This is a genomic window from Duganella sp. 1224 (assembly GCF_013408245.1).
In the GTDB taxonomy this organism is placed as follows: Bacteria; Pseudomonadota; Gammaproteobacteria; order Burkholderiales; family Burkholderiaceae_D; genus Rugamonas.
Window position 1 is genome coordinate 2,403,225 of record NZ_JACBYS010000001.1, and the last position, 13,455, is coordinate 2,416,679.

The window sequence follows — 13,455 nt, forward strand, 5'->3', positions numbered from 1 at the left end:
ATTCCGGCGCAGGCCGGAATCCATAGAACGCATGCCGGTCGGCGCAGTATGGATTCCGGCCTGCGCCGGAATGACGGAGAGGATAACTCAGAGAGTCAATTATTGAATACGTCGGCGCCCTTCGGGATGACGAATTTAAAACTGCTGGCGCCCAGCGCCGGATTTTTTTCGATCTTGCTGAACTTCAGCACCGAGGTCTGGCCGAACGAATCCTTCAGCTCCATCGCCGCCGGCAGGCCGTCCTTGAGGCCGATGCTGATCTGCTCGAAGCTGGTGTCCTTGGCCTTGGGCACTGCCTTCAGCCACTCCAGGCCGTCGCTGCTGCCGCCTTCGGACAGCGTGAAATTCTTCTCCAGGTCGTTGCTGCCGAACAGGATCGCCGCCGGCGACGAGCCCAGCGCGTCGCCCAGCTTCTTGACCGTCACCTGGTTCAGGTCCTTGTCGTAGACGAACAGCTGCTCGCCGTCGGCCTGCAGCACCTGGTCATACGGCTTGGAGTACGTCCAGATGAACTTGCCGGGACGGGCAAACACAAACGTGCCGCTGGACGTCTTGCCGGCCTTGGGCGCCTCGCTGCCGCTCTTGACCTGGGTCTGCACGAACTCGCCCTTGGCCGCCTTGGTCGACGCCACGAACGATTTGAACTGGTCCAGCGCGCCGGCCTGGGCCAGGCCCGCCAGCAGCAGGCCGGCGCTCAGCGCCGCCAACGATTTCACACGCATCATCTTTTTCCTTTTATTCTGCACTGGCCGCCGGCACGAGAATGTCGCGGTTGCCGTTCGATTGCATGGCGGACACCACGCCGCTATGTTCCATTTGTTCCAGCAGGCGCGCCGCGCGGTTGTAACCAATCCGCAAGTGGCGCTGCACCAGCGAGATCGACGCCCGGCGGTTCTTCAGCACCACCTGCACCGCCTGATCGTACATCGGATCGGCCTCGCCGCCGCCCTCGCCGGCCGCCGCGCCCTCGGCGCCGCCGCCCTCGCCCTCCAGCGTGCCGCCTTCGAGGATGCCCTCGATGTAGTCCGGCTCGCCGGTGGTCTTGAGGTGCTTGACCACGCGGTGCACCTCGTCGTCCGACACGAAGGCGCCGTGCACGCGCACCGGCAGGCCGGTACCCGGCGGCATGTACAGCATGTCACCCATGCCCAGCAGCGTTTCCGCGCCCATCTGGTCCAGAATGGTGCGCGAGTCGATCTTGGACGACACCTGGAACGCGATCCGGGTCGGAATGTTCGCCTTGATCAAGCCGGTAATCACATCCACAGATGGGCGCTGCGTCGCCAGAATCAAGTGCAGGCCGGCCGCGCGCGCCTTTTGCGCGATACGGGCAATCAGCTCCTCCACCTTCTTGCCGACCACCATCATCAGGTCGGCCAGCTCGTCGATGATGATGACGATGGTCGGCAGTTTCTCCAGCGGCTCCGGCGCGTCCGGCGTCAGGCTGAACGGGTTCGGAATGTGCTCCTCTTTCTTCTTGGCCTCGGCGATCTTGGCGTTGTAGCCGGCCAGGTTGCGCACGCCCAGCTTGGACATCAGCTTGTAGCGGCGCTCCATCTCGTTGACCGCCCAGTTCAGCGCGTGGCCGGCCTGGCGCATGTCGGTCACCACCGGCGCCAGCAGGTGCGGAATGCCCTCGTACACCGACATCTCCAGCATCTTCGGATCGATCAGGATCATGCGCACGTCGCGCGGATCGGCCTTGTACAGCAGCGACAGGATGGTGGCGTTGATGCCCACCGATTTACCCGAACCGGTGGTACCGGCCACCAGCAGGTGCGGCATCTTGGCCAGGTCGGCCACCACCGGCTTGCCGCCGATGTCCTTGCCCAGCGCCACCGTCAGCGGCGAGGCGCTGTCGTTGTACACCTTGGAACCGAGGATCTCGGTCAGGCGCACGATCTGGCGCTTCGGATTCGGCAGCTCCAGCGCCATGTAATTCTTGCCCGGGATGGTCTCGACCACGCGGATCGAGGTCAGCGACAGCGAGCGCGCCAGGTCGCGCGCCAGGTTGACGATCTGGCTGCCCTTGACGCCGGTGGCCGGCTCGATCTCGTAGCGCGTGACCACCGGGCCCGGATAGGCCGCCACCACCTTGGCCTCGACGCCGAAGTCGGACAGCTTCTTCTCGATCAGGCGGCTGGTGAATTCCAGCGTCTCGATGGAAATGGTTTCCTGCGTTTCCGGCGCGTCGTCCAGCAGCGACAGCGCCGGCAGCGCCTCGTCGCTGTTGCCGGTGCGCGGCAGATCCTGGAACAGGCTGGCCTGGCGCTCCTTCTCGACCCGCTCGGACTTGACCACGGTGGTCACCTGCGGCTCGACCTTGATCGGCGGCGCCGCCACCGGATGCTTCTCGACATGCTTGGCGCGCTCGTGCACCACCACTTCCTCGCGCTTGACGGCTGCCACCTCGCCCTGGCGGCGGTCTTCGCGGTACTGGTAGCGCTGGATGAACCAGTCGATGGCGTTCTCGACCGCGCCACCCAGGCGCTCGGCCACCGCCATCCACGACACGTGGAAGAACAGGCTGAAGCCCAGCCCGAACAGCAGCAACAGCAGCAAGGTGGCGCCGGTGAAGCCGAACGCCACGTGGCTGGAGTGGCCGATGGTCTGACCCAGCACGCCGCCCGACACCAGCGGCAGCTGCGCGTGGCCGGTCAGCGTGCGCAGCCGCAGGTACTCCAGGCCGACGCTGCCGATAAACAGCAGCACGAAGCCGATCGCCCGGATCAGCGGTTCCTGCTCGTGCTCGGGCTCGGTTTCGCGCGACGACAGCACGTACTTCTGCGTCAGCCCCTTGTAGCCCTTCCACACCAGCCGCAGCACGCAAAACGCCCACCACCAGGCCGACAGGCCAAAGATGTACAGCAGCAGGTCGGACAGCCAGGCGCCGGTGCGCCCGCCCAGGTTGTGCACCATCTGCACCTTGGCCTCGTGCGACCAGCCCGGATCGGTCTTGTCGTAGGTGGCCAGAATGAGGACGAAATACACGCCCAGCACGGCCAGCGCCAGCCAGCGCGCCTCCGACAGCAGCCGCACCAGCCGGTTCGGCAGGGGCTGGCGCTCGGTCGGCGTGCGGGTGTAGCCGGCGGCGGAAGCGGTGGCCGCGGCGGCGCGCGGCGTCCGTTCCTGAACTTTTTTACTGCTCATAGGTATTAAGGTGTTGCAATGTTGGCGGTCAGGAAATTTTCCTACAGCGGTATTCTAAGGCATAAGGGCAACAACCGGCCCCACGATTCATCCTGATTCCCTGCTTGCACTATAATCTTGTATTGCTTGCGCAATTGCAATAGCGGCATGCCCTTGCCGCCCTTGTGCGCGCCCCCACATTCGGATTAATCCAACATTCTTAAAGAAGCCTGCCATGACCACTCCTAAACACGCCCGCGTACTGATTCTCGGCTCCGGCCCCGCCGGCTACAGCGCCGCCATCTACGCGGCCCGCGCCAACCTGAACCCGATGCTGGTGACCGGCGTCGAGCAAGGCGGCCAGCTGATGACCACCACCGACGTGGAAAACTGGCCGGCCGACCCGATGGGCGTGACCGGTCCGGACCTGATGCAGCGTTTCCTGCAGCACGCCGAGCGTTTCAACACGCAAATCGTGTTTGACCACATCCACACCGTGAAGTTGCAGGAAAAGCCGATCCGCCTGATCGGCGACAGCCATGAATACACCTGCGACACGCTGATCATCGCCACCGGCGCCTCGGCCCAGTACCTGGGCCTGCCGTCGGAGCAGGAATTCATGGGCAAGGGCGTGTCGGCCTGCGCCACCTGCGACGGCTTTTTCTACCGCAACCAGGAAGTGGCGGTCATCGGCGGCGGCAACACCGCCGTCGAGGAAGCGCTGTACCTGTCCAACATCGCCAAGAAGGTCACGCTGGTGCACCGCCGCGACAAGTTCCGCGCCGAGGCCATCCTGATCGACCGCCTCAACGCCAAGGTGGCCGAAGGCAAGGTGGAGATCAAGTACAACCACACGCTGCAGGAAGTGCTGGGCAATGAAGGCGGCGTCACCGGCGTCAAGCTGCAGTCGACCGAGACCGGCGCGCTGACCGAGATCGCCGTGCACGGCCTGTTCGTGGCGATCGGCCACAAGCCGAACACCGGCATCTTCGAGGGCCAGCTGGAGATGCACAACGGCTACATCAAGACCAAGACCGGCTCGGATGGCATGTTCACCGCCACCAGCGTGCCGGGCGTGTTTGCCGCCGGCGACGTCCAGGACCACATCTACCGCCAGGCCATCACCAGCGCCGGCACCGGCTGCATGGCCGCGCTGGACGCCCAGCGCTACCTGGAAGGCCAGGAGTAAGACCGTGGCGATGAAGGACTTCGCCGACCTCAAGTCCCTGGGCAAGCAGCTCAGGGAGCAGGCGGAGACGCGCGCCGTCAAGGAGGCGGAGCGCGTCAAGCAGGAGAAGAAGCAGGCGGTGGAAGCCAACCTGTTCCAGACCGCGCTGGGCGGCGTGCAGCGCATGCCGGCCCCGGACCGCTACGTGCCGCCGACGGTGCCTGGGCCGGTGGCCCCGGCCCAGGCGCCGGCGCGCAAGCTGACCCAGGCCGAGGACGACGCGGCGGTGCTGCGGGAGTCGCTGTCGGACCTGTTTGAGGTCGATCATTACCTGGAGGACGATCCGGCGTTGAATTATTCGGCGCCGGGCGTGGGTCCGGACGTGATGAAGAAGCTGCGCAAGGGCCACTGGCCGATCCAGGACGAACTGGACCTGCACGGCATGAACCGCGACCAGGCGCGCGACGCGCTGGGGGCCTTCCTCACCAGGGCCGGGCAGCGCAACCAGCGCTGCGTGTGCGTGATTCACGGGCGCGGCTTTGGCTCGCGCGGCCAGGAGCCGGTGCTGAAGTCGATGGTGCACAGCTGGCTGGTGCAAAAAGGCGTGGTGGCGTTCTGCCAGGCGCGCAACCATGAAGGGGGCGAAGGCGCGCTGATCGTGCTGCTGCGCGCCGCCCTGCAGCCGGCGCGCTAGACCCGCACGGCGCGCCGCCGCGGGGTCAGACCCCGTACGGGGTCTGACCCCTCTTACCGTAGTGCGGGTTGGCAGACTGCAACACCCCTACCCCTTCTCAGACGGCCATGTTAGCCTACGGGCATTGCAACCTTGCCCATCTGCCCACATGAAGCACGTCCCGGTACACGTCTCCCTGATCACCATCATTGAAGTCATGGCGATACTGGTCGGCGCGCTATCGGGGTTCGTGGAGGCGCGCCGCAAGCGCATGGACATCGTCGGCGTGTTCACGGTCGCCTTCATCGCCGCGTTCGGCGGCGGCACGCTGCGCGACATCCTGCTCGACAAGCGCCCGCTGTTCTGGGTCATGCACCAGGAATACGTGATCCTGATCTTCGTGCTGACGCTGGTCGCCACGCCGCTGATGAAAACCGTGCGCCAGATTATCTCGGAACGGGTGATCGTGGTGGCCGACGCCGTCGGCCTCGGCCTGTTCGCCGTGGCCGGCGTGGCCCAGGCCCAGGCCGCCCACATGCCGATCTTCATCGCCTCGATGATGGGCGTGATCACCGGCATCTTCGGCGGCGTGCTGCGCGACATCGTCTGCAACGAGGTGCCGATGGTGCTGCGCGACGGCAAGCCCTACGCCATCTGTGCCTTCTTCGGCACCTGGCTCTACATCGGCCTGCAATACGCCGACCTTGTCTCCGACGACGCGGCGCTGTGGACCAGCGCCGCCTTCATCGCCATCCTGCGGCTGGTGACCTGGAAGTTCGACCTCAACCTCCGCAGCCACCATTGAGCCCATGCCGCCAGATCAAGCCCGCCGTCGTTCCTGCGCTGGAATGACGAATCGTCAGAACGAGTACTGCGCCAACAGCGTGTAACGCGGCCCGCTCATGAACACCTGGCGGGTGAAATCGCCCGCGTGCTGCTGCATGATCTGGCGCGTGTACGAGTTGGTCAGGTTGGTGCCCTCCAGGCCGACCCGGAACTTGTCCGTGAAGTCATAGAAGATCGACGCGTCCACCTGGCCATACGCCGCCTGGTACAACGGCAGGCCGTAGGCCTGGTCGTTGTTGGTGGTCGGAATCAGGAAGCGGTCCGCGCCCGAGGCCGGATTGGTGTTCAGGCCGTTGTTGCCGCGGCTGCCCCACTGGTTCACGCCCAGCAGGTAACGCGAGCGCCAGTTGTACGCCAGCCGCATCGACAGCCCGTTCTGCTCGTACATCAGCGCCAGGTTGATGGTGTGGCGCGACAAGCCCTGCAGCGGCGTCTTGCCGAACGCGCGCGCGTCGGTGTCGCAACCGTTGATGTTGAGGTTGTAGTTGGACGAGGCGTCATTGCCCGAGCACCAGGCCTCGAACACCGGATTCTTCAGCGTGCGCTCGCTGTCCACGTAGGTCCAGCTGGCCTGCGTGCCGATGCCGCGCAACCAGTCCGGCACGAAGTCGTAGTACTGCTGGTGGGCCAGCTCGAAGCCGCGCGCGTAGCCCTTGGCGCCGTTGACCGGACCGGTGACCACGAAGGTCTGCGGCTTGCCGCTCACGTCCTTGGCGGTGTACGCGTAGTTCTGCGTGACGATGATGTCCTTCAGGTCCTTGTTGAAGGCCGAGAAGGTCAGCGAGCCGGCCTTGGCGAAGTACCACTCGGCGGTGACGTCGACGTTGGTGGCGGTGGTCGGCTTCAGCATCGGGTTGCCGTCGCTGGTGCCGGTCAGGCTGGTGCCGTCGAAACGCACCGAAGTGGTGTTGCCGGAGGCGTCGCGGGTCACCGTCTGCAGGTGCTGGGCGTTGAGCGTGGTCTGTACTTGCAACTGGTTGAAGTCCGGCCGCGCCATGGCCTTGGCCACCGCCAGGCGGAACTGCAGCTGCTGCGTGGCTTTCAGGCGCAGGTTCAGGCTCGGCAGCCAGTTGTTGTACGCATTGCTGTACGACTGCTGTTCGGCAAACTGGGCGATGTTGATCAGCTTGTCCTGGCCGCTGACCGGAATGCCGGCGCCCACGGTCGGCGCCGACGGCGGCGTGAAGGCGACGTAGCCGCTGCCGGTGCCGCGCGTGCGCACATAGCGCAGGCCGACATTGCCGTCGACCGGGTACTTCAGGTCATCCCAGCCGAAGCGCAGCTGGGCGTAGGCGGCGCGCGTTTTCTCGCTCTGCGTGTTGGTGGCGGCCGGGTCTTTGTAAGTGGCCGGCTTCCACGGATCGCAGGTCGAGCCCTGCTGCGCGCACAGCACGTCGTGGTAAGCGTGGATCTTGCTCCATTGCTCAGGGAAGCCGCGCACCGTGGCGGCATCGGCAAACAGCATCGGCGGCAGGTTGTATTTACCGTCGAAGAAGTTGTCGATCTTCTGCAGCGAGGCGCCGCCGGCGAAGCGCGGGTCGTCCAGCCGCGCCACGCCCGGAATCTGCCAGCCCTCCATCCACGGGAAGGTGATCGCCTGCCAGTTGTAGAACTTCTGCGCCTTGTTGTTGACGCCGTCGCGGTCGGCCAGGCGCACGCCAAAGCGGATATCGCGCAGCACCGGGTCGTCGAACGAATACTTGAGGTCGGACTTCCACGCCTTCTGCGTCGCGTGCGCGCGGTCCAGCGCTTCCTGGGTGTAGGCCCAGTAGTAGTTGTGCGGATCGGCCATGTAGGCCGCCGAGCCCAGGCTGATCTGCGGCACCTTGCCGGTCATGTCCATGGTCTGGTTGGGCAGGATGAAGCCGGTCGAGACGTCGGCGTCGAAGCCCTCGGTGGTCGAGCGCACGTGCTGGAAGTCGTTGGTCCAGGTCAGGTCCGGCGCCACCCGCCATTGCACGTTGAGCGAGATGTCGCGCGTGCCGGACTCGCGCGTGTTGATGCGCTGCGAGCTGTTGAACGGCGAGCCGCCGTAGGTCGGGTTCGAGATGGTGCCGCTCTGGAACGCCCCCTTGCTGTCGAACACCGAGTTGGCGCTGGCCACCTGCTGGTACCACTTGTCTTCCGACGAGGCCACCACGTGCTCGTCCAGGTCTTCCTTGTAGCGCGTCTTGAAGTAGGTCAGCGCGGCGCTCAGGTCCTTGTTCGGCTTCCACTGGAAGGCCGCGTAGTCGCCGCGGCGGGTGCGGTCGAAGTCCTGCGAGCGGTAGCCCACGCCCAGCGGAATCCATTGCGTCTTGGTCGGATCGTACTTGGCCGGATCGGTCGAGTTCACGTGCGGGAAGTACGGGTCGACGCCGACGCCATCCGAGCGGCTCGGGCTCTTGGCGTGGGCGAAGTCGATCAGCGCGCCGAATTCGCCGAAGTCGGTTTTCCAGCGGTCCGACAGCAGCACGGTGACGGTCGGCGACGGCCGCCCCTTGCGCAGCGTCGAATACGATTCCGACACGCCCACCGTGCCCTTGAAGCCCTTGTAGTCGAACGGCATGGCAGTGCGCAGGTTGACCAGGCCGGCCACCGCGCCCTCCACCTGCTCGGCGGACGGATTCTTGTACACGTCCACGCCAGCCATCAGCTCCGGCGCCACGTCGGCGAAGCCGAGCGAGCGGCCGCCGCCGGCCGAGAAGGCGTCGCGGCCGTTGATTTCCGAGCGCACATAGGTCAGGCCGCGCACCGACACGCCCGAGCCCTCGACCGACTGGCGGTTGGGATCGCCCGCCATGTTGCGGTCGATGGTGACGCCGGCGATGCGTTGCAGCACCTCGGTCACCGAGCGGTCCGGCAGCTTGCCGATGTCCTCGGCGACGATGGAATCGACCACCTCGTCGGCATCCTGCTTGAGCTTTTGCGCCGATTGCAGCGCGGCGCGCTGGCCGCTCACCACCACGGTGGTGCCGGGGCCGGTGGTGTCGGTGGTCTGCGCCCAGGCCGGGCTGGCGTGCAGCATGGCCACCTGCGCGACCGCGGCGGCGATCGCAGTTTTCTGTAACTTACTCAATTGTCTCTCTCCCTTTGTAGGTTTTTGTATTTCACTCAGCGGTGCAGATGTCGATAAAAAGTGCGCTCCTCCGTCAGTTGGGTGATTGGTCAGGCGGCCGCGCGCGCGGCCATGCCGGCGGCGGCCTGCTGCGCGACATAGGCGCCGTGCGCCGGCATGCGCGCCACCGCCTGGGCGATCATGTCGCGCAACTGGGCAAAGTGGCCGTGTACCACGCGCAGGTCGACGCGCTCGGCCAGCGGGTCGTAGCGTCGGGGCGTCACGCCCAGGCCCATCATCATGGCCACGAACGACGGCTCGGCGAAGCCGCCGCGGTCGACGATGGCCACGCGGCCGGTGTCGCGGAACAGCGCGATCTGGTGCGCCAGCGAGTCCGGGATGGCCATGTGAGCGCAGTAGCGCCAGAATTCGGAATCGTCGCGCGCGGTCAGCTTGTAGTGCAGCACGATGAAGTCGCGCACCGACTCGTAGCGCTGGCCCATCACGCGGTTGAACTCGTCGGCCAGCGCCGGGCTGCAATCGCGGTCGGGGAACAGCTCCAGCAGCTTGCCCACCGCCGTTTCGATCAGGTTGATGCTGGTCGACTCCAGCGGCTCGACGAAGCCGGCCGACAGGCCAATCGCCACCACGTTCTTGACCCACGACTTGCGCCGGCGGCCGGTGACGAAACGCAGCTGACGCGGCTCGTCCAGCGCGGTGCCGTCCAGGCCATCGAGCAGCGTGCGGCGCGCCTGCTCGTCGCTGGTGAAGCCGTTGCTGTACACGTGGCCGTTGCCGGTGCGGTGCTGCAGCGGAATGCGCCACAGCCAGCCGGCGTCCTTGGCGGTGGAGCGCGTGAACGGCGTCAGCTTCGGCGCCGAGGCGCACGGCACCGCCAGCGCGCTGTTGCACGGCAGGTAGTTGCTCCAGTCCTCGTAGCCGGCCTGCAACGTGCCCTCGATCAGCAGGCCGCGGAAGCCCGAGCAGTCGATGAACAGGTCGCCCTCGACGCGGCGGCCGTCGCGCAGCGTGACGGCGGTGACGAAGCCGCTCTGCGGATGCTGCTCGACCGCCACGATCATGCCCTCGATGCGGCGCACGCCGCGCGCCACCGCGTACTCGCGCAGGTAGGCGGCGTACAGGCCGGCGTCGAAGTGGTAGCCGTAGGAATACGCGTCGGTCATGCCCGGCGTTTGCTCGTTGGGCGGCACGAACTTGCCGTCGCGCGCCATCACCGACGGCATCGACCAGTGCTCCAGCGCCGGCATCTGGTTGAAGGCCTGGGCCAGGCGCAGCCAGTGGTGATGCGCGCCGATGCCGGCCAGCGCCGGGCCAAAATCGCCAAAACCGTGGAAGAAGCGGTTGCCGACGTGGCCCCAGTCCTTGAATTCGATGCCCAGCTTGTAGCTGGCCTGGGTGCGGGCGACGAAGTCGTCGGCGTCCAGCCCCAGCGCCGCGTTGTAGACGCGGATGGTCGGCAGCGTCGCCTCACCGACGCCGATGGTGCCGATCTCGGGCGACTCCACCAGCGTGATGTCGCACGGCTGCGTCGGATGGCCGGCCAGGCGTTGGGCCAGCGGCGCCGCCGTCATCCAGCCGGCCGTGCCGCCGCCAACAATGACGATGCGGCGCACCGCGCCGCACTGCATGTCATGGCTGCTCATCGCCGGCTCCTCAGAGCGGACCAGTTATGACAACGTTTTCATGAGTGGCGGGATCAAGGGCGCGTGCGGCCACGGCCGCCGCCAGCGCGGATGCAGGTGTGGTGTTCAATGTAGTCTCCCGTATTTTTTGTATCCGGCGCAAGGACCGGTGATGGCAAGCTAACATTAATGCGAACACCGAACAAATATTTCCGGTGCTGGCCCGGCTGTGCAAGCTGCGCCGCCGCTGCGGATCAACCAAACAAAAATACGGCAAAACGGACCATGAAAAAATTTCATTCAACCTGGTAGCGCTTCCCCAAATCGCGATAGCGCTATCAAATGGCAAGCTGACGCAAAAAAAATGCCGGCTAGGCCGGCATGTGGAGTGTGTCGGAAAAACGACTCAGACGGCGTCCGGGCCGGTTTCGCCGGTGCGGATGCGGATCACCTGCTCAACGTTCTGCACGAAGATCTTGCCATCGCCGATCTTGCCGGTGCGGGCCGCCTTGATGATGGAATCCACCACCTGCTCGGCCACGCCGTCATCGACCACCACCTCGACCTTGACTTTCGGCAGGAAGTCGACGACGTATTCGGCGCCGCGATACAGTTCGGTATGGCCCTTCTGGCGGCCAAAGCCTTTCACCTCGGTGACGGTCAAGCCGGTGACGTTGACCTCAGCCAGCGCTTCGCGCACCTCGTCCAGCTTGAATGGCTTGATCACTGCGGTAATCTGTTTCATGACTTCTCCTTATATCCAAATCGAAAATCCGGGCGCAGCAGACTGCGTACTTTGGTTGTATTGTAATCGACCACCGCGCACTGTCCATGCACATAAGCTTATTCTTTACACATGCACCGGAATGGCGCGCAGTTCTTCCATCCAAACAACGCTTTGGCCATCACTTGGTGCGCGCCAGTCGCCGCGCGGCGACAGCGAACCGCCGCTGCCCACCTTCGGTGCGTTCGGCACGCAGCTGCGCTTGAACTGGCTGGTGCGGAAGAAACGGTCGAGGAAGATGCCCAGGTTGTGCTTGATCGCCGCCAGGTCGTACTGGTTGCGCGTGACGTGGTCGCCGTCCGGCCAGCGGCCCTGCTCCCGGTCCTTCCACGCGGTGTGCGCCAGGAACGCCACCTTGGATGGATTGAAGCCGAAGCGCAGCACGTAGTACAGGTTGAAGTCCTGCAGCTCGTAGGGGCCGATGGTGCGCTCGGTGCGCTGCTCGGGCTGGCCGCCGGCGGTGCCGGGCACCAGCTCGGGGCTGATCTCGGTGGCCAGGATGTCCAGCAGCACCTGGGCGTCGTTGCGGCCGATCACGCCGGACTCCGCCACCCAGCGCACCAGGTGCGAGATCAAGGTCTTCGGCACGCTGGCGTTGACGTTGTAGTGCGACATGTGGTCGCCCACGCCGTAGGTGCACCAGCCCAGCGCCAGTTCGCTGAGGTCGCCGGTGCCGATCACCAGGCCGCCATGGTGGTTGGCCAGGCGGAACAGGTGGTTGGTGCGCTCGCCGGCCTGGACGTTTTCAAACGTGATGTCATACTGCTCCTTGCCCTCCGCGTACGGGTGGCCAAGGTCCCTCAGCATCTGGATGCAGCTCGGGCGGATATCGATTTCCTGCGCCGCGCAGCCGACCAGCTTCATCAGCGCGTGCGCCTGCTTCAGCGTGCGCTCGCTGGTGGCAAAGCCGGGCATGGTGTAGGCCAGGATGTTGGTGCGCGGCAGTTTCAGCTTGTCCATCACGCGCGCGCAGACCAGCAGCGCGTGGGTCGAGTCGAGGCCGCCGGAAATGCCGATCACCACCTTTTGCAGGCCGCTGGTGACCAGGCGCTGCGCCAGCGCCTGCACCTGGATGTTGTAGACCTCGTTGCAGCGCTCGTCGCGGCGACGGGCGTCGGCCGGCACGTAGGGGAAGCGTTCGACGCAGCGCTTCAGCGCCAGCGGCTGTTCGCGGTCGAGGTCGAGCTGGAAGAACACGGTGCGGAACTTGCCCACCTCGGCCGCGTGGCGCTGCACCGACTGGGCAAAGGTGTTCATGCGCATGCGCTCGCGCGACAGGCGCTCCAGGTCGATGTCGGCGAAGGTCAGCGTCGGCTCGTCGGCGAAGCGCTTGGCCTCGCCCAGCAGTTCGCCGTTTTCAAAGATCACGCCCTGCCCGTCCCACGCCATGTCGGTGCTGGATTCGCCGGCACCGGCCGAGGTGTACAGGTAGGCGGCGATGCAGCGCGCCGACTGCTGGCCCACCAGCTGGTTGCGGTAATTGGCCTTGCCTACCAGGGCGTTCGAGGCCGACAGGTTGACCAGCACCGTGGCGCCGGCCAGCGCCGCGAACGACGACGGCGGCACCGGCACCCACACGTCCTCGCAGATCTCGACGTGGAATTTCAGCAGCGGCTGGTCGGCCACCTCGAACAGCAGGCCGGAGCCGAACTGCACCCGTTCGCCCAGCAGGTCGATCTCGGTGGCCACCGCGTAGTCGCCGCTGCTGAACTGGCGCGCCTCGTAGAACTCGCCGTAGTTGGGCAGGTAGCTCTTCGGCACCACGCCCTGGATCTGGCCGTTGGCGATGACCACCGCGCAGTTGTATAGCTGATGGTCGACGCGCAGCGGCGCGCCCACCACCAGCGCCATCTTCCAGTTCAGCGAGGCGTCGAGGATGGCGGCCAGGCCGTCCAGCACACCGTCCAGCAAGGCGCGCTGGTGGAACAGGTCGTCGCAGGTGTAGGCCGCCAGTCCCAGCTCGGGAAACGCTACCAGCGCCGCGCCCTGGGCCGCCGCCTGTTCGGCCAGCGCGATGGTCTGTTCGGCGTTGTAGGCCGGATCGGCAATGCGGCACACCGGCGCGGCCACCGCCACGCGGGCGAAATCATGGGTGTACAGATTGAAGAAATTCGAAGCCATGTTGGGTCTTTCGCGTACGCAAAATCCGATTATCGCACGGGCAAAGCGCGCCCG

General features: G+C 65.7%; 9 protein-coding genes. 3 read left to right on the forward strand and 6 right to left on the reverse strand.

Annotation, left to right across the window (positions count from 1 at the left end):
• Positions 1 to 95 precede the first annotated feature (95 nt).
• Positions 96 to 725, reverse strand: coding sequence for an outer membrane lipoprotein chaperone LolA (lolA, locus tag FHW58_RS10700; protein ID WP_179672983.1), 630 nt, complete (start codon positions 723 to 725; stop codon positions 96 to 98).
• Between the two features lie 10 nt (positions 726 to 735).
• Complete coding sequence (locus FHW58_RS10705) at positions 736 to 3,150, reverse strand: DNA translocase FtsK (RefSeq protein WP_179672984.1); 2,415 nt, start codon at positions 3,148 to 3,150, stop codon at positions 736 to 738.
• Between the two features lie 214 nt (positions 3,151 to 3,364).
• Between FHW58_RS10705 and trxB the strand changes: the two genes are divergently transcribed.
• From trxB to FHW58_RS10720, 3 genes are all read left to right on the forward strand, one after another.
• The gene (gene trxB, locus FHW58_RS10710) at positions 3,365 to 4,318 is read left to right on the forward strand and encodes a thioredoxin-disulfide reductase (RefSeq protein ID WP_179672985.1); all 954 of its coding nucleotides are present in this window, start codon (positions 3,365 to 3,367) and stop codon (positions 4,316 to 4,318) included.
• Positions 4,319 to 4,328: 10 nt separating this feature from the next.
• On the forward strand, positions 4,329 to 4,991 hold the full coding sequence (locus FHW58_RS10715) for a Smr/MutS family protein (protein WP_179673375.1): 663 nt from the start codon (positions 4,329 to 4,331) through the stop codon (positions 4,989 to 4,991).
• 148 nt (positions 4,992 to 5,139) lie between these two features.
• Positions 5,140 to 5,775, forward strand: coding sequence for a trimeric intracellular cation channel family protein (locus FHW58_RS10720; protein ID WP_179672986.1), 636 nt, complete (start codon positions 5,140 to 5,142; stop codon positions 5,773 to 5,775).
• A gap of 54 nt (positions 5,776 to 5,829) precedes the next feature.
• Here FHW58_RS10720 and FHW58_RS10725 read toward each other — a convergent pair whose 3' ends face one another.
• The 4 genes from FHW58_RS10725 to FHW58_RS10740 all read right to left on the reverse strand — a co-directional run bounded on the left by FHW58_RS10725 (position 5,830) and on the right by FHW58_RS10740 (position 13,401).
• Positions 5,830 to 8,874, reverse strand: a complete 3,045-nt coding sequence (locus FHW58_RS10725; RefSeq protein WP_179672987.1) for a TonB-dependent receptor — start codon at positions 8,872 to 8,874, stop codon at positions 5,830 to 5,832.
• Between the two features lie 89 nt (positions 8,875 to 8,963).
• Positions 8,964 to 10,517, reverse strand: a complete 1,554-nt coding sequence (locus tag FHW58_RS10730; RefSeq protein WP_229265125.1) for a tryptophan halogenase family protein — start codon at positions 10,515 to 10,517, stop codon at positions 8,964 to 8,966.
• A gap of 385 nt (positions 10,518 to 10,902) precedes the next feature.
• Positions 10,903 to 11,241: a P-II family nitrogen regulator gene (locus FHW58_RS10735; RefSeq protein WP_154380768.1), complete on the reverse strand. Its 339-nt coding sequence runs from the start codon at positions 11,239 to 11,241 to the stop codon at positions 10,903 to 10,905.
• Between the two features lie 105 nt (positions 11,242 to 11,346).
• A complete protein-coding gene (locus tag FHW58_RS10740; protein WP_179672988.1) occupies positions 11,347 to 13,401 on the reverse strand; it encodes an NAD(+) synthase in 2,055 nt (684 codons plus the stop codon).
• Positions 13,402 to 13,455: the final 54 nt, after the last annotated feature.